The organism is Acinetobacter sp. R933-2 (assembly GCF_030325485.1).
Taxonomy (GTDB): domain Bacteria; phylum Pseudomonadota; class Gammaproteobacteria; order Pseudomonadales; family Moraxellaceae; genus Acinetobacter; species Acinetobacter sichuanensis.
Window position 1 is genome coordinate 94,227 of record NZ_JACAIJ010000006.1, and the last position, 19,031, is coordinate 113,257.

The 19,031-nt window shown below is 35.8% G+C and carries 22 protein-coding genes; 19 read left to right on the forward strand and 3 right to left on the reverse strand.

Annotated features, from left to right (window positions below; all coding sequences use genetic code 11):
- Window positions 1-10: 10 nt before the first annotated feature.
- Window positions 11-643 carry an alpha/beta hydrolase gene (locus HX005_RS08710; RefSeq protein WP_286377056.1) on the reverse strand — a complete coding sequence of 211 codons (633 nt, stop codon included), beginning with the start codon at window positions 641-643 and terminating at the stop codon, window positions 11-13.
- Window positions 644-762: 119 nt separating this feature from the next.
- On the opposite strand from HX005_RS08710, the gene yaaA reads away from it, so the two are divergent.
- Window positions 763-1,542 carry a peroxide stress protein YaaA gene (gene yaaA / locus HX005_RS08715; protein WP_286377057.1) on the forward strand — a complete coding sequence of 260 codons (780 nt, stop codon included), beginning with the start codon at window positions 763-765 and terminating at the stop codon, window positions 1,540-1,542.
- Between the two features lie 38 nt (window positions 1,543-1,580).
- Window positions 1,581-2,213 (forward strand): HD domain-containing protein, encoded by a 633-nt coding sequence (locus HX005_RS08720; RefSeq protein WP_286377058.1) that lies wholly within the window; start codon window positions 1,581-1,583, stop codon window positions 2,211-2,213.
- A 151-nt stretch (window positions 2,214-2,364) separates the two neighbouring features.
- Here the strand turns inward: HX005_RS08720 and HX005_RS08725 are convergent, their stop codons facing one another.
- A complete protein-coding gene (locus HX005_RS08725) occupies window positions 2,365-2,607 on the reverse strand; it encodes a hypothetical protein (RefSeq protein ID WP_286377059.1) in 243 nt (80 codons plus the stop codon).
- 456 nt (window positions 2,608-3,063) lie between these two features.
- Here HX005_RS08725 and HX005_RS08730 point away from each other — a divergent pair, with 456 nt between their 5' ends.
- Entirely contained in the window at window positions 3,064-3,519 is a 456-nt protein-coding gene (locus tag HX005_RS08730) for a hypothetical protein (protein WP_286377060.1), read from the forward strand.
- 22 nt (window positions 3,520-3,541) lie between these two features.
- On the opposite strand, the gene rlmKL is transcribed toward HX005_RS08730, so the two are convergent.
- Window positions 3,542-5,746 carry a bifunctional 23S rRNA (guanine(2069)-N(7))-methyltransferase RlmK/23S rRNA (guanine(2445)-N(2))-methyltransferase RlmL gene (gene rlmKL, locus HX005_RS08735; protein WP_286377061.1) on the reverse strand — a complete coding sequence of 735 codons (2,205 nt, stop codon included), beginning with the start codon at window positions 5,744-5,746 and terminating at the stop codon, window positions 3,542-3,544.
- A 602-nt stretch (window positions 5,747-6,348) separates the two neighbouring features.
- On the opposite strand from rlmKL, the gene HX005_RS08740 reads away from it, so the two are divergent.
- The 16 genes from HX005_RS08740 (at window position 6,349) to HX005_RS08815 (ending at window position 19,024) form a co-directional block, all read left to right on the forward strand.
- Window positions 6,349-6,996: a MotA/TolQ/ExbB proton channel family protein gene (locus tag HX005_RS08740; protein WP_107009687.1), complete on the forward strand. Its 648-nt coding sequence runs from the start codon at window positions 6,349-6,351 to the stop codon at window positions 6,994-6,996.
- A 13-nt stretch (window positions 6,997-7,009) separates the two neighbouring features.
- Window positions 7,010-7,432: an ExbD/TolR family protein gene (locus HX005_RS08745; RefSeq protein ID WP_107009688.1), complete on the forward strand. Its 423-nt coding sequence runs from the start codon at window positions 7,010-7,012 to the stop codon at window positions 7,430-7,432.
- A 3-nt stretch (window positions 7,433-7,435) separates the two neighbouring features.
- Entirely contained in the window at window positions 7,436-9,160 is a 1,725-nt protein-coding gene (gene msbA / locus HX005_RS08750) for a lipid A export permease/ATP-binding protein MsbA (RefSeq protein WP_286377062.1), read from the forward strand.
- Between the two features lie 6 nt (window positions 9,161-9,166).
- Window positions 9,167-10,177, forward strand: coding sequence for a tetraacyldisaccharide 4'-kinase (gene lpxK, locus HX005_RS08755; protein ID WP_107009690.1), 1,011 nt, complete (start codon window positions 9,167-9,169; stop codon window positions 10,175-10,177).
- Between the two features lie 10 nt (window positions 10,178-10,187).
- Window positions 10,188-10,949 (forward strand): 3-deoxy-manno-octulosonate cytidylyltransferase, encoded by a 762-nt coding sequence (kdsB, locus tag HX005_RS08760; protein ID WP_286377063.1) that lies wholly within the window; start codon window positions 10,188-10,190, stop codon window positions 10,947-10,949.
- A gap of 18 nt (window positions 10,950-10,967) precedes the next feature.
- The gene (locus HX005_RS08765; RefSeq protein WP_286377167.1) at window positions 10,968-11,948 is read left to right on the forward strand and encodes a DNA polymerase III delta subunit-related protein; all 981 of its coding nucleotides are present in this window, start codon (window positions 10,968-10,970) and stop codon (window positions 11,946-11,948) included.
- A gap of 15 nt (window positions 11,949-11,963) precedes the next feature.
- Window positions 11,964-12,305: a PilZ domain-containing protein gene (locus tag HX005_RS08770; protein WP_286377168.1), complete on the forward strand. Its 342-nt coding sequence runs from the start codon at window positions 11,964-11,966 to the stop codon at window positions 12,303-12,305.
- A 30-nt stretch (window positions 12,306-12,335) separates the two neighbouring features.
- Entirely contained in the window at window positions 12,336-13,115 is a 780-nt protein-coding gene (locus tag HX005_RS08775; RefSeq protein WP_286377064.1) for a TatD family hydrolase, read from the forward strand.
- 42 nt (window positions 13,116-13,157) lie between these two features.
- On the forward strand, window positions 13,158-13,772 hold the full coding sequence (locus HX005_RS08780) for a TetR/AcrR family transcriptional regulator (RefSeq protein ID WP_286377065.1): 615 nt from the start codon (window positions 13,158-13,160) through the stop codon (window positions 13,770-13,772).
- Window positions 13,773-13,777: 5 nt separating this feature from the next.
- Window positions 13,778-14,344, forward strand: coding sequence for a prepilin-type N-terminal cleavage/methylation domain-containing protein (locus HX005_RS08785; RefSeq protein WP_286377066.1), 567 nt, complete (start codon window positions 13,778-13,780; stop codon window positions 14,342-14,344).
- Window positions 14,334-14,720, forward strand: coding sequence for a type II secretion system minor pseudopilin GspI (gene gspI, locus HX005_RS08790; RefSeq protein ID WP_286377067.1), 387 nt, complete (start codon window positions 14,334-14,336; stop codon window positions 14,718-14,720). The genes HX005_RS08785 and gspI overlap by 11 nt, the downstream gene beginning before the upstream one ends.
- A 12-nt stretch (window positions 14,721-14,732) precedes the next feature.
- On the forward strand, window positions 14,733-15,353 hold the full coding sequence (gspJ, locus tag HX005_RS08795) for a type II secretion system minor pseudopilin GspJ (protein WP_286377068.1): 621 nt from the start codon (window positions 14,733-14,735) through the stop codon (window positions 15,351-15,353).
- A 21-nt stretch (window positions 15,354-15,374) separates the two neighbouring features.
- The gene (gene gspK, locus HX005_RS08800) at window positions 15,375-16,325 is read left to right on the forward strand and encodes a type II secretion system minor pseudopilin GspK (RefSeq protein ID WP_286377069.1); all 951 of its coding nucleotides are present in this window, start codon (window positions 15,375-15,377) and stop codon (window positions 16,323-16,325) included.
- Between the two features lie 192 nt (window positions 16,326-16,517).
- On the forward strand, window positions 16,518-17,114 hold the full coding sequence (locus HX005_RS08805; RefSeq protein WP_107009698.1) for a 6-pyruvoyl trahydropterin synthase family protein: 597 nt from the start codon (window positions 16,518-16,520) through the stop codon (window positions 17,112-17,114).
- 75 nt (window positions 17,115-17,189) lie between these two features.
- A complete protein-coding gene (gene ung / locus HX005_RS08810) occupies window positions 17,190-17,903 on the forward strand; it encodes a uracil-DNA glycosylase (protein ID WP_107009699.1) in 714 nt (237 codons plus the stop codon).
- Entirely contained in the window at window positions 17,900-19,024 is a 1,125-nt protein-coding gene (locus HX005_RS08815) for an enoyl-CoA hydratase/isomerase family protein (RefSeq protein WP_107009700.1), read from the forward strand. The genes ung and HX005_RS08815 overlap by 4 nt, the downstream gene beginning before the upstream one ends.
- The last annotated feature ends 7 nt before the right edge of the window (window positions 19,025-19,031 follow it).

Here is a 19,031-nt window from a genome sequence, read left to right on the forward strand (position 1 = left end):
GAATAAAAAACTATTTTATAGATAAAAACCGCTCAATCGCATGATGCAACTGTTTTAAATAGCCTGTAAAAAAATGATTTGCGCCAGGTAATACAGTGATGAGATGTTTTTGCGGTCTAGCCCAATTTAATACATCAGAAAGCTGTGTAATTTCATCATTTTCTCCATGAATAAATAATAAATCTCCTTGTAGAAAAGGTGTTTGATACTCTCGGATACCACGTACTTTTGCAGTTGGTAAACCGCATAAAATCATTTGTTTAGGTTTGTTTGTTTCATTCAGTTGGACAAAACACTTAGCTAAAACATGTGCACCAAAACTAAAACCAGCCGCATAAAAAGGGAGTTGAGGGTGTAATGTTTGCAGATGAGAAATAAGCGTTAAGACATCATCTGTTTCACCAAAACCATTATCATGTAAGCCAGCAGTTTGACCTAAACCACGAAAATAAGGACGATAAACAATACAACCATTTTGAGTGAAAATTTTTGTTAATAAGGTTGGAACTTTATGGAGGGGTGTACCCCCTTGTAGTGGATGAGGATGGCATACTACAGCAAAAGCTTTAGCTTCATTCTCTGGATAATCGACTAAAATTTCGATGTTACCTACCAGACCTTGTATGTGCATAGTGTCAGACATAAAACGTGAATATTATTTAAATGATTTATTTTAACGATTATTGTAGAGGAAAAACATGATTCGCAAAAAAGCAGTGTAACTGTTATATTGCTGTGATGAATTATGAATGCGGAATAGATATGCTTGTTTTAATTTCTCCTGCAAAAACATTGGATTATGAAACAGATTTACCCATAGATCAGTATACAATGCCAAGAGTGTTAAATCATTCAGAAGAATTGATCCAAGTTTGTCGTGAGTTATCTGCCTCTGAAGTTGCGAGCTTAATGAGTGTAAGCGAGAAAATTGCAACACTAAATGTAGAGCGTTTCCGTGATTGGACACCAGACTTTAACTTTGCAAATGCTCGACAAGCTATTTTTGCATTTAAAGGAGATGTTTATACAGGTTTAGATGCTTATAATTTATCTGTAGAAGATATTGAATATTCACAAGAAAAATTACGTATGTTGTCAGGTCTTTATGGTTTATTGCGTCCTTTAGATTTAATGATGCCTTATCGTTTAGAAATGGGAACAAAGCTAAAAAATCCAGTAGGTCAGAATTTATATACATTCTGGGGGAATAAGATTACAAGTTTAATTCAGCAAGATTTAGAGCAATCAGGCTCAAAAATTTTAGTTAATTTAGCTTCTGACGAATATTATAAATCGGTCAAAGAAAGTCAGATTAATGCAGAAGTTATTAAACCTGTTTTTCTGGATCAAAAAAATGGTCAATATAAAGTGATTAGTTTTTATGCTAAAAAAGCCCGTGGTTTAATGGCTCGATATATTATTCAAAATAAAATTGAAAAGATTGAAGATTTAAAAGGATTTAATGTAGATGGTTATTATTTTGATGCTGAAAGTAGTTTAGCAGGAGAGCTTGTCTTTAAAAGAGATGAACAGGCGGCTTAATTAATAGTCTGTCTGATGTTATAAGAGGAATGTGTCTAATGCAAAATTATTATGATAAATTTCAACAGTATTGGGCACAGTTTTCTGATTCTATAAATTTAAGATCTATGCAATCAGAATCATTATTTTCGATTCTTTTTCACTGCTATGTTGGTAATTATTATCATACGCACCAACATATTATAGAATGCTTAGAATTATTTAATGAAATCAAGCATCAACTTGAAGATCCAGTCGCAGTTGAGTTAGCAATTTGGTTTCATGATATTATTTATGATCCACAAGCATCAGATAATGAAGAACAAAGTGCTAAATTAATGCAAAAACATTGTGTGGGCATTTTAAAGAAAACTGAACTTGAAAAAGTTGCAAGGTGGATTATTGCAACCAAAAAGCATCTACCTACAAAAGAGCATGATTTAAAATATTTATTGGATATTGATTTGGCAATTTTGGGAAGTTCAACACAACGTTTTGCCGAATATGAACAACAAATCCAAAAAGAGTATGATTGGGTTGAAACACAACAATATAAAATAAAACGAAAGGAAGTATTAATGCATTTTTATCATATGACGCCCTTATATCAGACGGCATATTTTCAAGAAAAATTAGAGTTATCTGCAAAAAATAATCTGATGAATAGTATAAAAAATGATATTGGTCTATGATTTTGAAGATAGAATTGAGTTCTCATTCATAAGAATATTAAATCAACTCTAAATTCAGTTAATATTATTTTTTCCTCATTGGTATTTGTTGATTTATTATTTTTGAGTTGTGTTATGGTGAGTTGAATTATAAAGTTTGAATTTTAAGCATCTAGCTTAATTCATAAACTTTTTCTAAATAGTCAAATTGATTTAATATTTGAAGTGAAATTTTTTCTCCTGTTGCCCAAGAGGCTTTTCCTGTTTGTAAGTCAACATCAATAATATCAAGTTCTTTGCATAAAGTACGGTCAGTTGCTAATGTAATAAATTGAGGTGAGTTTTCTTTTAGACACTTTGCAATATAGTGTTGTGTATTGTGATGGCGATAAACATCAATAATTTTAAAACGCATGATTTCCCCAGATTGATTTAAAAATCAAGGACTACTTTAAAATCAAACTCAAAACTTATCAATTGTTAAATGTGTCTAAATATGAAATAAAAATGATAATTTTGTCATTATTTTTCAAGAGAAGTTTGATCTTATCCGAAATATTTCATAAACCTAGATAACAATAACCGACAAAAAAGAATGTTTATATACTTTTAATATATTGAAAATATACTTGAATATTCATTTAAAAATTAAGCTGTTAGTAAATATAAAATAATGCAGAAGGTGTACATATAGATATGGATATTTATGAATATAAGATAGTTCAGGATTTGTTTTTTTAAGTGTTTGAAATAAATATTAAAAAATAAAAAACATCTGTTGGTTGTCGGGAATTTTTGCTTTTAGGTTGTTGCTTGCAACAAAAATTGTTAACTTGAATAAGATAATAAAAATTTAGGGATAGGAATGAAAATGAATGGTCAAAGCAGGAAAAATGGTCAAAAATGTCAAAAAGCTTTTTGGATGATAGTCATTAGTTGTTTTTCTACAACAATATTTGCTATTTCCCCTATAAAAGATGATCTTTTATCTGAAAATGTAAACTATGTTGGCACAATAACACCCGTTGTAATTACTGCTGTGAAGAGGGATGTGCAAGAGTCAATTGAACAGCAAAATCAAAAAAATAATCAGTTGGCAGGAAAACAAGCTGATGAAATTAAAAAGGATCATTTAACTTATGTTGTACTCAGTGATCATGAACAACAGAAAAAAGAAACAGAGGCTTATCAACATCAGGCTGATAAACGACCATTATTGCCAAATAAGGCAAAAATGATTGAATATGGAACCAGTGCACAAAATAATTTTGTCAAAGTGACCACGCCTGACAAAATAACGATTTATGTCAGTCGTGATACGCACTAGTTTCATATTCAAATGATGTTAATTAGTTTTGTGGATGAGTGATTTTCCAAGCTTTATGGATTTTTTGGTTACGTTTAAAGTCTAGCCCAATGGTTTCATTGGTAATTTCTTGAACATCAAACATCGCTTCGATTTCTTCATCCATTTCAAAGCCACGATAGTTATTTGAGAAGTACAGTGTACCGCCTGTTTTTAAACGGTTCATTGCACGCTTGAGTAATGATACATGATCACGTTGTACGTCAAATGTGCCATAGAACTTTTTCGAGTTGGAGAAAGTTGGTGGGTCAATAAAGATCAAGTCGTATTGCTCATGACCTTCTTTTAACCATTCAAAACAATCACCTGCAAAGAATTGATGCTGTTCGTCTACATGGTCAACAGTTAAACCATTGAGTACAAAGTTTTCTTTAGACCAGTTTAAATAAGTATTGGATAAATCAACACTTGTCGTACTTGCTGCACCGCCTAAAGCTGCATGCAAACTTGCTGTAGAGGTATAACTATAGAGGTTAAGGAAATGTTTGCCTTTAGCTTCTGCTGCGATGCGTAAACGCATTTGACGATGGTCTAAAAATAGACCTGTATCGAGATAGTCTGTCAAATTCACCAAAATTTTAGCTTTACCTTCCTGCACAATGAAGCGCTTAGAAGCTGTACTTTGTTTGGTATATTGAGTTTTACCTTCTTGACGGGCACGGGTTTTAATGAAAATAGCATCACGTCCTAAACCCGTCACAGCACGAATTGCCGCTAAAGCCAAGTTAAAACGCTTTTTGGCTTTTTCAGGATCAATGGTTTTTGGTGGAGCATATTCTTGAACGTGCAAACGTTCACCGTATAAATCTACAGCAACATTAAAGTCAGGTAAGTCTGCATCATAAAGACGTAAGCAATGCACACCTTCTTTTACTGCCCATTTCTTTAAAGTTTGCATATTTTTTTGCAAACGGTTGGTAAAGTCTTCAGCACCTTCAATTTTTTCAAACTGTTGAGGCTGCCATGTTTCAAGGAATGGCTTTGTTACAGTTGCAGGTTTAATATCACCAAAACGAATGTAAATTGGCAACTTACCATTCATCAAACGTAAAATTTGCGGATTGTTAAAAGCTAAGACATCGGCTTGTTCAACCGCAGCAGCAATTACGGCAGCATATTGATTTGGGAAATTCTTTTGTAATAGTGCAGACAAACCTAAATACAATGCGCGATTTGAAGCTTTATCACCCAGACGTTCACCATAAGGTGGATTTGTTACGACAAATGACGTTTTACTTTCAGCTTGGAAATCTGGCCAATCTGCTAAGGTACGTTCTTCAATCTGAATTTGATCAAGTACAGCTTCAAAACCTGCTGCAATAATATTTTGTTTGGTGGCTTTGACTGCTTCCCAATCCGCATCATAAGCATAGAATTTTGGTAAAGGTTGTTCTAATGCAGCTTTATGACGTTCAGCAGCTTCGGCTTTGATCGACATCCACAGTTCATGATCATGACCATTCCAACCGTTAAATCCAAAACGACGAACAAGTCCTGGCGCACGATCTGTCAAAATCATGAGAGATTCAATAATAAATGTCCCTGAACCACACATTGGGTCAAGAATAATATCGGGATTGCGCTCTTTGAGTTTTGCTTTTTGTAGAATAGCTGCGGCTAAGTTTTCTTTGATTGGGGCATCGGTCATATAACGACGATAACCACGTTTATGCAAAGAGTCACCTGATAAATCTAGGCAGTAGGTATGTTCTGTTTTACCCGCAAGCGCATAAATGGTAATTTCAGGCTGTTTAATATCAATACTTGGACGTTTGCCCACAGCTTCCATAAATGAGTCAACAATACCGTCTTTTACACGTAAAGTTGCAAATTGAGAATTAACTTTAATTTCACGCTCAATGTGTAAACGTACAGCAAAAGTACTTTGTGGTGCAAAAATGAGTGACCAGTCAAAGTTAATCGCACCTTCATAGAGTTCTTCAGCAACATCACGAGCATCATGTGTAAATTCAAGCTCATGTGTATGAATAGGCGTTAAGACACGTGAAGCAAGACGTGACCACATGCAGACACGGTAAGCATCTTCAAGTTTGCCTTTAAAAACTAAACGTCCAGGAGACTTTTCAATGTTTTGAATTCCTAAACCTTGAATTTCTTCTTGCAGTAAGGTTTCTAGTCCATCCGCACAGGTGACCCAATATGTAGAAAGACGTGGTTTCGAATTCATGAAAATTTCCAGAAGCAAAAAAGCAAACGAGTATTTTAGCGTATTTTGATGACGAAAACTTGATGAAAACTCATGGAAAAGTATTTTTTTGGAAAATTACAATAAAAAAGCAATAACTGTTGTGGCTTGGCTTGAAATTTAATTGTTGAACACTACTAAAAAATCATCATGTAAAAAGAAATTTTATAACAATGCTGACTTTGATATTTTCTATGTTTATTTTTTTGCTAAAAAAGATTCTTTTGCATTTGTGAATGTATTTAAAATAAAAAGTCATCAAGCAAATTTGACTGAGATTAGATAATTACAACTCAAAGAATTTGCTCTACATTTCTCTTTACGTTAAGAAAATATTGATCTTCTTTACTTATTCATCTCTTCAATTTTTGCTCAGACAATAATATAGAAATGGTATAGAATCCACAGGTGTTTTGCTACAAGACAATGACTTTAAGAGAAGAGTAGATCAAATTTTTGGTGTACTACTAAAAAGTGTTCATCGCTTTAGTGTGAGATTTAATAGATAAATCAAAATATTATAAAGAATTTATTTGATCTCTTAAATTGACCTAAAGTATTTTTTATTGAAGTGGGGAATAAAAATGTGGGAGTTAATCAAAGCAGGTGGTTGGCTAATGCTACCACTCGTTCTGTGTTCAGTATTTACCGTTGCAATCTCAATCGAGCGCTTTATTCGTTTGCGACGTGGTTTAGTCCTTCCTAAACATTTACTGATTCAAAAAAATCAATCCATTCAAACAGTCGTCAAAAATTTAAAATCAGATTCAACGCAGAACCAAAGCGCTTTGGCTTATATTTTCAATGATGGTTTAGATGCAGCAGCAAAAGGAGAGCAATTTGCTCGTGCCCAAATGGAAGCTACAGCATCACGTGAAATTAGTTATTTAGAAAAAAATATTAATTTTTTAGGTACATTAAGTGCAGCAGCTCCTTTACTTGGATTACTTGGAACAGTTGTTGGTATTATTGAATCATTTTTGGTGGTTGACTTAGGTTCAAATGCAAATCCAACCATGATGATTCCTGGTATCTCTAAAGCATTAATTACCACAGCAGCAGGTATGGTTATTGCGATTCCTGCACTTTTTGCATATCGTTATTTTCAACGCCTCGTACAAGAATATGTGGCTGAGTTAGAACAACAAGCCACGTTATTTCATGCAGCTTTGTTTTATCAAGAAAATGACAACGAACAACATGTTGATCAAGAATTTCAAAAAGTCGGTTAATAGGTGGCTTTAAATGAAATTTAAAAGAAAAAGTGTTGAAGATATACACATCAACTTGACGCCCATGATTGATTGTTTGTTATTTATTTTGGTATTTTTATTGTTAACGACGACTTTTAATCAGCAAAGCCGCATTAACTTATCTCTGCCTGATGCACAAGGCGTACCTCCAAAAGACTATCAACATAAAATTGAAGTCGTGGTAGACTCTAGCGGTCATTATGCTGTCAATGGTCAAGCGCTTTCTTCCAAAGAAAGTGCCGATTTAAGTACAGCGATCAAACAATCTGCACAAGATCGTCGTGATCTGATGTTTGTAATCGCAGCTGATGCAAAAGCAACCCATCAGGATGTTATTCGTGTAATGGATGTTGCAGGTCAACTCGGTTTTGTTAATATCAACATCAGCACCAAAGTCCCATCCCGAGGTTATTAATTAGTGAAGCAAGATTTCAAAGTCTATTTACGACTATTAAGTTATTTGAAGCCATTTTGGGGCATAGCGATTTTAGTCGTTTTAGGTTTTGCAATTAATGCAGCAACAGAAGTATCCGTTGCTAAATTGCTAGAAAAAATTATTACAGCGATCCAAAACAAAGATCAAAGCTTTACCAGTCTATTTCCTGCACTTGTGGTTTTACTCATGTTTTTCCGTGGTGTGGGTTTATTCATGGGCGGGTATTTTACAGCCGTGATCTCACGAAATTTAATCTTTAATATTCGTCAGGAAGTTTTTGCAAAGCTACTTAGACTCCCTGCACAATATTATTTAGATAATAGCAGTGGGCATATTACCGCCAAAATTATGTATAACGTAGAGCAGTTAACGGCTGCATCTACCGAATCATTGAAAACAATAGTACAGCAAGGTTTGATTACTATTGGTTTATTGGGCTATTTGCTTTATATCAATTGGAAATTAACCTGTTGTATTTTGGTTTTTGGTCCACTCATTGGTTTGATTATTCGTAAAGCTTCAAAACGCATGCGTAAACTTTCAACTCAAGTACAAAATACGATGGGTGATGTTAACCATGTGGTACAAGAGTCGGTGAATGGTCATTTGGTGGTCAAAGGTTTTGGTGGTCAAACTGCGGAACAGGTGCGTTTTCGCAACCATTCTCTTGAAAATTTAAAACGTGGCTTGAAAATGGTGGTTGTACAGCAGTTAAATAGTCCTGTAGTACAGCTCATTATGGCGATTGCACTCAGTATTATTATGTGGATTGCTTTAAGACCTCAAATTATTGGTGATATTTCAGCAGGTGAGTTCGTTTCTTATATTACCGCAGCAGGAATGCTCAGTAAGCCGATCAAAACCTTAACCGATGTGAATGAAAAATTACAACGTGGTATGGCAGCCGCTCATTCTGTATTTGAGTTGTTAGATTTATCTGAAGAAAAAAATACAGGTACATTAACGCCAAATTTACAGGGTAATGTCGAGTTTAAACAGGTCAATCTAACTTATGCTGATGGTTATCAAGCCATTTCAGATTTTACATTGTCTATTCACTCGGGACAAACCATCGCTTTGGTTGGACGTTCAGGTGCAGGAAAATCATCTTTGGTTAATTTACTGATGCGCTTTAATGAGGTCAGTTCAGGGCAGATTGAGTTAGATGGGCATGCGATACAAGATATAGAAATTACCAGTTTGCGTACTCAAATTGCGATGGTAAATCAGCAAGTTGTTTTATTTAACCGCTCTATTCGTGACAATATTGCTTACGGTCAGCTTGAAAATGCGACAGAAGAGCAAATTGTTGCAGCAGCAAAAGCAGCTTATGCACATGATTTTATTATGAGTTTACCGCAAGGTTATGATACAGAGGTTGGCGCACAAGGCTTAACGCTTTCAGGTGGTCAACGTCAGCGTATCGCCATTGCACGTGCAATTTTGAAAAATGCACCAATTTTGATTTTAGATGAAGCAACCAGTGCTTTAGATAATGAGTCTGAACACTTTATTCAAAAAGCATTTGATCAAGCGATGCAGAACCGTACAACGATTGTTATTGCACATCGTTTATCGACTATTGAAAATGCAGATGTGATTGTGGTTATGGATAAAGGGCGTATTATTGAACAAGGTACACATGCGGCTTTATTGGCAAAACATGGTGCATATTATCAATTACATGAACGTAGCTTTGAGGAATAAATCTCTATGTCTATCGCGCAAATCATTCAAGATGCTTGGAACCGACAAGCAAAGTGGTTGATTGTTTTGCGCCCATTGTCATGGCTTTATCGTTTTGGTTTTGTGGTTAATCGACATTTGTATTTGTCAGGGCTAAAAGAACGTTATCGTGCGCCTGTTCCTGTCATGATTATTGGTAATATTACAGTAGGTGGAAGTGGTAAAACGCCTTTACTGATTCAACTGGTTAAATATCTGCAACAACATCAAGTCCGTGTCGGCGTTATTAGCCGTGGATATGGTGGGCAAGGTCCTTTTCCTGCGCAAGTGACTTTAGACTCTGAACCTGAAATGGTCGGAGATGAACCTTGTTTGATTGTGCAATCTACAGATGTGCCGATGGTGGTAGGACCCAATCGTAAAGCAAGTATTGAGTTACTTTTGAAAAATCATCAACTTGACTTAATTATTAGCGATGATGGTTTACAACATTGGGCGTTAGATCGTCAAATTGAGTGGATTGTTCTTGATTATAATCGTGGTTTAGGTAATCAAAAAATCTTACCTGAAGGTTATTTACGTGAGCCGACTTCTCGTTTAGCGCATAGTACGGTCATTGAACATGCACATCATTCACAATCAAAATTAAATATGCATTTACAAGTCGCAGAGCCATATTTGCTTAATCCAAGTTTTGATCAAGCTGAAGTGTTTGATGCAAAACTAGATTATTATGCTGTTGTTGGTATAGGCTTTCCACAACGTTTTTATAAAACACTGGAAAGTATGGGTGTTCAGCAATTTCAATGTCATGAATTTCCTGATCATTATGATTATCAAATTGAAGACTTACAGTTTGAAGATGCTAACCCAATAATTACGACTGAAAAAGACGCAGTAAAATTATTGCCATTACTCAAGCAACATCCAGATTTTCAACGTGAAATTTGGGTTGTTCCTGTCGAGGCTGTGCTTTCAAATTCATGCTACGATATTTTAAAGCAACAACTCAATGAATTAGGCATTGCACTTTCTTAAGGTTAATCAAATGAAACACATTGTTATTCCTGCGCGTTATTCGAGTTCGCGTTTACCTGCTAAACCTTTATTGCTTATTCATGGTCGTGCCATGATTTTACGTGTTGTTGATCAAGCAAAAAAAGTTTTAGATTTTGATGACTTATGTGTTGCAACAGATGATGAGCGTATTGCCGAAGTATGTCGTGCTGAAGGCATAGATGTGGTCATGACCAACCCAAACCATCCTTCAGGAACGGATCGTTTAAGTGAAGTTGCACGGATTAAAGGTTGGGCAGCAGATGATATCATTGTCAATGTTCAAGGTGATGAGCCGTTGTTACCTGCAACTTTAGTACAACAAGTCGCGGATTTACTCGTTGCTAAACCTCATTGTGCAATGTCAACTTTATGTGAACCAATTCATCAGTTAGAAGAATTTGAACGCAATAGTATTGTTAAAGTGGTGATGAGTCAGTTGAATGAAGCACTTTACTTTAGTCGCTCACCAATTCCTTATGATCGTGATGCTGCAAAACAAACTGAAAAATCTTTGCATCAACACGCTTATCGTCATTTAGGCTTATATGCTTATCGTGTGAGTTTATTACAAGAATATGTCACGTGGCAAATGGGTTCATTAGAACAACTTGAAAGTTTAGAGCAATTGCGAGTTTTGGAAAATGGGCATCGTATTGCAATTGATATTGCGCAAGTCAACTTACCACCAGGCGTAGATACACAAGCGGATTTAGATCGTTTAAATGCGATGGATATTACACATTTTGAATAGTTGGATAGTTTAATGGGTATGAATGCATCCAATGATCAAGTTTATCCATGGCAAGCACAATTGTGGAATACTCTAACAGGACGTTTTCCACAGTTGGGGCATGGTTTATTATTTTATGGTAAAAAAGGTTGTGGTAAGTACGCTTTTACACAGCATTTTTTATCTTGGGTTTTGTGTTTAAATAAACAAAGTCAAGGCGCGTGTGGAGAGTGTAGTAGCTGTCTTTGGTTAAAGTCAGACACACATCCAAACTATGTACATATCACCACAGATGCTGATAACAAAAAGCAAAATGCTAAGATTAAAATTGAAAAAATTCGTGAATTACTGCCTTTTGTACAGCAAACTGTAGATGGTTGGCGTGTTATTGTGATTGAACCTGCTGAAGCATTAAATATTGCTTCTGCCAATGCTTTATTGAAAACACTTGAAGAGCCTGGTGAGCGTGTTGTGATTATCTTATTGGTAGAGCATTATTTGAAATTACCTGCCACGATCCGTAGTCGTTTGCAGCATTTTGCTTTAGATCGTATTGCACCAGAACAAGCGCAACTTTATCTAAATGAGCATTTACCTACGGCTTCAAGTCAACAAATTCAGTTATTAATGAATCTTTCAAACCAAATGCCTTTACAGGCGATGAGTTTAGCTGAAAAAGATTGGTTAAATCGGCGTGCTGAATTTGTCCAAGACTGGAAAAAGCTCGTCATGCAAAAAAGTATGCCGATGCAATTTGCAACAAAATGGAATAAAGAACTTAACTTTCATGATTTTATTGAAATGTTTGAGTATTTATTGGCAGATGTTGTGGCATTTAAACTGGAGCAAGCGATAAAAAATACAGATTTAGAATTAAATACACTCGCAGAGCAGTATAATTTAGAGGTATTATTTTCAATCTATGAAAGTTTACAACAATCAAAAAGAAACGTTGAGCAAAATGTGCAAACAAATCTAATTATTGATCAACTTTCAATACAATTAATGAATGTTTCATAATTTGGGGAAATAATGATGCAACCACGTATGGGCGGTTTATTACAAGTTGTTATAGCAGATCGAGCAACGCTACAAGCAAGTTATATGCCTTTTGTGCAAGGTGGAGGGCTTTTTGTTCCTTCGACACAAAATGTGAAAATGGGTGAAGAGGTTTTTCTGTTAGCAACTTTACCTGAGCAATCGCAAAAAATTCCATTAACAGGAAAAGTAATTTGGATCACACAAAAGCAGTCTGGTAAAAAGCCACAAGGTTTTGCCATTCAGCTTGGTGGTGAAAAAGGCATCTATTACAAAAATGAAGCGGAAAGATTACTAGCAGGAGCAAAGTCTTCTGATCGTAATAGCTTTACAATGTAAGATGCGATGAATTGAAATGTAGGAAAAATTGTGTTTGTTGATACCCATTGTCATTTAACTTTACTTGATCTTAGCCCTTATGGGGGAGATTTAGACGCAGCGTTACAACAGGCACGTGAGCAAGGTGTGTCTAAATTCATGGCGATTTCTGTGGATTTAGACGATCATATTGCTTTGTCAGCAATAGCAGCACGTCATACCGATGTAGGTTATAGCGTTGGTGTGCATCCTTGTGAAGATGTTGCAACGATGCAGCGGGCTACAGTAGAAAAACTGGTTGAATTGGCTCAAGCTGAAAAAGTCTGGGCGCTTGGTGAAACAGGCTTGGATTATTTTCATAGTACTGAGTTTATTCCTGAGCAAAAAGAATGCTTTGCTCGTCATATTCAAGCATCAAAAATAATAAAAAAACCAGTGGTGGTGCATACTCGTTCTGCTAAGCATGACACAGTTGATATTATTCGTGCAGAACAATCGAACCATGGGATTTTGCATTGTTTTACAGAGGATTGGGCAACTGCCAAAGCTGTATTAGACTGCGGTTATTACATTTCATTTTCTGGTATTGTGTCTTTTAAAAATGCACAAGATTTGCGTGATGTGGCAAAACAGGTGCCGCTTGATCGTATTTTAATTGAAACAGATAGTCCATATTTAGCACCAATGCCCTATAGAGGCAAAACCAATGAGCCAAAATACGTTCCTTATGTAGCCAAAGCCCTAAGTCATGTATATGATAAAACGCCTGAGGAAATTGGACAAATTACTTCACAGAACTTTGAAAATTTACTCAGACAACATCAAAGTTAATGCTATAGATATAAGATTAAGAAGAGAGTTTATCGAGTGAAGATGGATCGTCAGGCTCAGTTTAGAGCAAGAGAAGCATTAATTTTTCAGGTCGCTGAGCAACTGCTTTTAGAAAACGGTGAGTCGGGTATGACGCTTGATGCGTTAGCGGCTGAATTAGATCTTGCAAAGGGAACACTTTATAAACATTTTCAAAGTAAAGATGAACTTTATATGTTGCTCATTATTCGTAATGAGCGCATGTTATTGGAAATGATTAAAGACACAGAAAAAGAGTTTCCTGAACAATTAGCATTTTTTATGTTGCATCATTTGCATCATCCTGAGCGTACAGTGTTATTTCATCAGATTGAAGAACGTTTGTCGACGACAGGGCAAGGGATACATCATTTATTTCATGAGCTTTATCAAGTTCGTAAACAGCGACTGCGTATTATTATTCGTATGACGGATCATTATTTGCTAGATATAGACAGTCAAATGTCAGGGCGAGATTATTTAGCCTCTATTTGGTCTATTACGCATGGTGGTGCAGCAATTTTAAATTCTAGCTTTTATCAGCGTTATTTAGGTTCACGGGATACTTTGCGTATTGCATTGATTGACCAAGCTTTATCGATGCCAAAGCATGCTCAATCTACTGAGTTGAAGGTTTAACGATTATGTTGAAACGACCACGATTAAAAAATCAGCATGGATTTACGCTGATTGAATTAATGGTGGTCATTGTCATCATCAGTATTATGGCATCTCTAGTGGTTTTAAATATTGGTGGTGTGGATCATCGCAAAGCTTTACAAGCACGTGAATTTTTAATTTTAGATTTAAAAAAAATTAATCGTGAAGCCAATGATCAGGCTTTAATCTATGCGTTAGAGGTTTTACCTGCAACTGATGTTGCACCTTTTCAATATAAATTAGTACGATATCAGCCTGTAATAGAAAATGCAGAGCAAAACTTACGTATTGTTGAAGAAAAACGCTGGAAAGATGTCGCTAATTTTCAAATGCGTAAATTACCTGAGCGTGTTTCATTTTCTATTCAAAATCAAGAGCATCGCTATATTAATGCAAATAATGATGACTTAATTGGAACAAATGCCCCTAAAGTTATTTGGTTTGGTAATGGTGAAGCTAAACCTGTCAAAATTCAAATGTATTATGACCAAAAAGCCATCGGTGCTTTGATTGATATTGATTATTTGGGGAAAGTGACCGATGAGGAGTAAAGGTTTTACCTTGATTGAGGTCGTTGTCGCTTTAGCCATTTTTGCAGTTGCTGCAATGGCTTTAACCAAAGTCGCAATGCAATATACACAATCTACAGCAAATTCAATTTTAAGAACCAAAGCTCAATTTGTTGCTCAAAATCAGGTGGCTTTAATGGAAATTAACCGTGAACAGCTCACAGGTACACAGTCTGAGCAAATCACCTCGCAAGGTCAAACATGGCAAGTAGATAAAAAATCAGAGTCAACCATTAGCCCGAATGTTAAAAAAATTGAAATTCAAATTAGTTTATATAATCCTGATAATAATAAAGTTGAAGCAGGCATTAGCCATACTGTTTTCTTTAATTACCCTCAACAAACGACCGAATCTTAGACTGAGTGACCCATGCGAATAAAAAAAACCAATTTGGGATTTACACTGGTTGAGCTTTTGGTGGCAATCGCAATTTTTGCGGTTCTTTCTGCATTAGGATGGAAGATTTTTGATTATCTTGTGAAGGTCAAAGATCGCAATGCAATGCATGAAGAAAATCTCGGGCAGTTACAAGAAGCGTATCAACAAGTACAAAGAGATACCTTGCAAATTATTCCTGTGACAGCGAGTTTTGGGCAACAAATACTGCCTGCAATAAGTTTGGAAAATCAAAAAATAAGCTTTAGTAAAACAGGAATGACTGATCCTCTAAAGCAAGGCATTTCTACATATGAACGTGTAGAGTACGTTTATAATGCACAAGATAAAAAACTTTATCGCTTAAAATATGCAAATCTGAATTTACCTAATTCTGCTCAGCCTGTGTCGAGTGTGTTGTTGAATGATGTTGACCAATATCAAGTGACTTTGTTAAATCCAAATGAGTTAGAGCGTTGGCCTGATGAAAATACATTTAATGAACGCCAGTTACCACGCGGCATCAAAATTAAAGTGATGATTCGTGATGTTGAATATGAATGGGTTTTTAGTCTGTTAAATACAGATTTTCTAAGGACTGAGTCAAAACAATAAGCATGATTTAAAGAGACGTTCATGATCAAGCAGCAACAAGGAATCGCATTAATTACAATTTTGGTGATGGTCGCATTAGCAACCATTATTGCTGCGACAATTGCAAAGCGCCAATACACCACCAATGAAAATACTGCTTATGTGATTCGTCAAAATCAAGCGCTAAATTATGCAAAAAGTGCTGAGGCATTTTTTTCTGAGTTATTAATTCAAGATGCGCAAAACAGCGCTAATATTGATCATTTACAAGAATTGTGGGCAAAACCCATGCCTGCATTTCCTATAGAGGGTGGTTTTATTTCTGGAAAAATCAAGGATGAATCTGGAAAGTTTAATCTAAATACTTTGCTCAAAGCAGATGGTAAGCCAAACGAAGAAAATAAGTTGTACTTTGAAAAATTATTAGTGCGTGTCGGATTGCCTGCTGAACTCAGTGCTTCTGTGATCGATTGGCAAGATGCTGATGATTTACCTTCAGGTGCTATGGGTGCAGAAAGTAATTATTATAATGGTTTGCAGCCATCATATTCAGCAGCCAATCATGCTTTTTTTAGTGTAGAAGAGTTACGGCAAGTCCGTGGCTTTGAAGGGAAAAATTACGATTTAATAAGACCTTATGTTACAGCTTTACCTGATATTTCCACTAAAATAAATATCAATACAGCACCTGCATTGTTACTTGCAACCATTGATCCTAAACTTGACCTGAATGCGATTGTGGCTTTATTAAAACAAAAGCAAGCCAAAATGGAAAATTTTAATAATGTTCAAGACCTATTAAGTTTGGATCTTTTTAAGGGAATTTCATCTGAAAACAGTCAACTGGCAAATAATCTATTCGATGTAAAATCAAATTACTTTGTAGGGGAGATCGAAGTTGCTTTAGAAAATAGAAATCGTCAAATGAGTAGTCATATGATGCGTAAAAATAATAGAGTTGTGGTATATGCTCGAAATTTAGCGCCATTTTAATCATTTATTTTTGCAAAGCTTTTCACTTTTGCCTAAATCTATATTTTCTTTGCTGAATAATAGATAAAATCATGTGGTTAATTCTTCCTCATACTTTTTGCCAATTGCAATGAACGTTAAAATTAATCCTCAGCGTCGGCGTTTTGCTTTATAATCTAATTTCTTGACTATTCTTTTTGTATAATTTGACATATGTTAATTCGTAAATTATTTAAATTTGAAAATGCGCATATCGTGCGTAACTGTACTTCGGATCGTTGTAAACGCTCGATTCATGGGCACAGTTATAAAGTCGAATTATTGCTGAAAGCCTCAAAGCTAGATCATGGTCAAATGGTCTATGATTTTGGTTTGTTAAAAGGTGTGATTAAGGACATTTTTGATAGCTTTGATCATGCGATTTGCTTTTGGCAAGATGACAATGCGGATTATATTCAAGCATGTAAAACCTTTAGTGCGCGTTGGGTTGCATTACCTGTATCGCCTTCAGCAGAACAATTTTCACGAATATTTTTCTACTTGGCGCAGCAAGTTTTACAGTCAACGATTACCCAAAATGGGGAAGGTGATGTTGAAGTTTACTCTGTAATCGTACATGAAACAGATACAGGCTATGCACAAAGTTTTCTTGAAGATATTGAGAATGAGCAAATGGGTGTGTTGAGCCTTGAGCAAATTATTTTTTCTGAGCAAGTTCAAGCCGAATGGAATGACCCTGAAATGTATGAAAAGTTAAAACAGGGCGTGAAATTTCAAAATCCAGAAGTAGATTTGCAAGTCAAACTGTAATCGATGCAGTGGTATATTTTAAATTTAACACCTTCGGGTATTGAAGATTGAGTGAAATAGTAAGGATGGAACAGGATGCAATTGACTGAACAAGAGCAAGCAAAATTAAATCAAGTTCGGTTAGATGAGAGTTGGAAAGCAGGTTTGGCAGAGTTTCTGCTCAGTGCAAAAATGGATCAATTACGTGAGTTTTTAAAATCACAAATTGCCGAAAATAAACAAATTTATCCTGCAAGCTCATTGATTTTTAATGCTTTAGATACTACACCGTTACATGCAGTAAAGGTTGTGATTCTTGGGCAAGACCCATATCATGGACCAAATCAAGCCCATGGTTTGAGCTTTTCTGTACAAAGAGGAGTTGCATTGCCTCCGTCTTTACGTAATATCTTTCATGAGCTAAATACTGACTTAGGTGTAAGTATCTCTAAACACGGGGATTTGACCAAGTGGGCAGAGCAAGGCGTGCTTCTTTTAAATAGTGTACTGACTGTAGAAGCAGGGCAGCCAACATCACACCAAAAACAAGGTTGGGAAAATTTTACAGATACTGTAATTGATGTAATTAATGAACAATGTGAGCATGTGGTTTTCATTTTATGGGGAGCCTATGCACAACGAAAAGGGCAACGTATTGACCAAACGAAACACCTTGTATTAAAAGCTGCACATCCATCTCCTTTAGCAGCAAATCGTGGTGGTTTTTTTGGTTGTAAAGTGTTCTCTAAAACCAATAATTATCTTAAACAAAATGGCATTGAGCCAATCGACTGGCAGCTGGACGCATGACAAACTCTCCTGAGATCAATAACTATCATCCTGATTTAATCATTGAAGAAGCAGTGAATGGTTGGCGAATTATTCGTTTAAATCGCCCAAAATCTTTACATGCTTTAGATGAGTCTATCGTGGCAGCTTTATTAAAGTTGTTTGAAGATTTTCATAAAGATGATCAGGTTAAAGCAATTTGGCTTGATTCAACAACACCTAAAGCTTTTTGTGCTGGTGGTGATGTTCGAAAACTGCGTCAATTGGTGATTAATAATGAAGTTGATGCAGCAAATCAGTTCTTTAAAACTGAATATGCGCTCGATTTACTTTTACATGACTATGCTAAGCCAATCGTAGTTTGGGGTGAAGGCTATGTCATGGGTGGTGGCTTAGGTCTATTTATGGCTGCACCATTTCGATTGGTAACACCATATTCACGTTTGGCGATGCCTGAAGTGAATATTGGTTTATATCCAGATGTAGGTGCAACGCGCTTCCTTGCAGATCGTGGTCCTGTCGGCTTATTTACAGGTTTGACAGGTTCAATTATGACTGCGGCAGGTGGATATGGTATCGGATGGGCAACGCATATTTGTGATGCTCAACGTGATGTTGTATTAAAAAAATTAATTGATATTGATTGGGATCATTATCCAGCAGGGGACTTTAGAGCATTAGATGATACGCTAAATAGTTTACATCGACCTGTATCTCCTGGACCGTTGCAAAATTCTCTTGATGTTATTCATAGTGTTTGTCGTGGTATTAATTTTGAACAAGACTATGAAGCCATTGTAGGATTGAGTGAGGCGCGTAGTGATTGGCTACGTCAAGCGAGTGAAAACTTACAAAAAGGTTCGCCAAGCACAGCAGCAATTACTTGGTTGTTGTGGCAATGGGGACGTCAAGTGCATCCATGGAGTGAAATTTTTGAATTAGAAGCGCAAATTTCTGATTGGAAAATTCGTCATCCAGACTTTGTTGAAGGAGTGCGTGCACGTCTTGTTGATAAAGACTTATCACCAGAATGGGAACCGACAGAAAGTATGACTTTAAAAGGCATATTGGCGAAGAACCCACCTATCACAACAGTTGAAAGTTGGAATGTTTTATTAAGACAATATGGTGTAATTGCTTAATATTCCA

What these genes read in the sequence shown, in the direction of transcription:
- HX005_RS08740 (WP_107009687.1), top strand. Translation starts at nt 6,349, where the DNA reads ATGTGGGAGTTAATCAAAGCAGGTGGTTGGCTAATGCTACCACTCGTT.
- HX005_RS08745 (WP_107009688.1), top strand. Translation starts at nt 7,010, where the DNA reads ATGAAATTTAAAAGAAAAAGTGTTGAAGATATACACATCAACTTGACG.
- gspK (WP_286377069.1), top strand. Translation starts at nt 15,375, where the DNA reads ATGATCAAGCAGCAACAAGGAATCGCATTAATTACAATTTTGGTGATG.
- HX005_RS08785 (WP_286377066.1), top strand. Translation starts at nt 13,778, where the DNA reads ATGTTGAAACGACCACGATTAAAAAATCAGCATGGATTTACGCTGATT.
- HX005_RS08730 (WP_286377060.1), top strand. Translation starts at nt 3,064, where the DNA reads ATGAATGGTCAAAGCAGGAAAAATGGTCAAAAATGTCAAAAAGCTTTT.
- HX005_RS08710 (WP_286377056.1), bottom strand. Translation starts at nt 643, where the DNA reads ATGTCTGACACTATGCACATACAAGGTCTGGTAGGTAACATCGAAATT.
- HX005_RS08765 (WP_286377167.1), top strand. Translation starts at nt 10,968, where the DNA reads ATGAATGCATCCAATGATCAAGTTTATCCATGGCAAGCACAATTGTGG.
- HX005_RS08720 (WP_286377058.1), top strand. Translation starts at nt 1,581, where the DNA reads ATGCAAAATTATTATGATAAATTTCAACAGTATTGGGCACAGTTTTCT.
- rlmKL (WP_286377061.1), bottom strand. Translation starts at nt 5,746, where the DNA reads ATGAATTCGAAACCACGTCTTTCTACATATTGGGTCACCTGTGCGGAT.
- gspJ (WP_286377068.1), top strand. Translation starts at nt 14,733, where the DNA reads ATGCGAATAAAAAAAACCAATTTGGGATTTACACTGGTTGAGCTTTTG.
- yaaA (WP_286377057.1), top strand. Translation starts at nt 763, where the DNA reads ATGCTTGTTTTAATTTCTCCTGCAAAAACATTGGATTATGAAACAGAT.
- gspI (WP_286377067.1), top strand. Translation starts at nt 14,334, where the DNA reads ATGAGGAGTAAAGGTTTTACCTTGATTGAGGTCGTTGTCGCTTTAGCC.
- ung (WP_107009699.1), top strand. Translation starts at nt 17,190, where the DNA reads ATGCAATTGACTGAACAAGAGCAAGCAAAATTAAATCAAGTTCGGTTA.
- HX005_RS08780 (WP_286377065.1), top strand. Translation starts at nt 13,158, where the DNA reads ATGGATCGTCAGGCTCAGTTTAGAGCAAGAGAAGCATTAATTTTTCAG.
- HX005_RS08815 (WP_107009700.1), top strand. Translation starts at nt 17,900, where the DNA reads ATGACAAACTCTCCTGAGATCAATAACTATCATCCTGATTTAATCATT.
- lpxK (WP_107009690.1), top strand. Translation starts at nt 9,167, where the DNA reads ATGTCTATCGCGCAAATCATTCAAGATGCTTGGAACCGACAAGCAAAG.
- HX005_RS08725 (WP_286377059.1), bottom strand. Translation starts at nt 2,607, where the DNA reads ATGCGTTTTAAAATTATTGATGTTTATCGCCATCACAATACACAACAC.
- HX005_RS08805 (WP_107009698.1), top strand. Translation starts at nt 16,518, where the DNA reads ATGTTAATTCGTAAATTATTTAAATTTGAAAATGCGCATATCGTGCGT.
- HX005_RS08770 (WP_286377168.1), top strand. Translation starts at nt 11,964, where the DNA reads ATGCAACCACGTATGGGCGGTTTATTACAAGTTGTTATAGCAGATCGA.
- kdsB (WP_286377063.1), top strand. Translation starts at nt 10,188, where the DNA reads ATGAAACACATTGTTATTCCTGCGCGTTATTCGAGTTCGCGTTTACCT.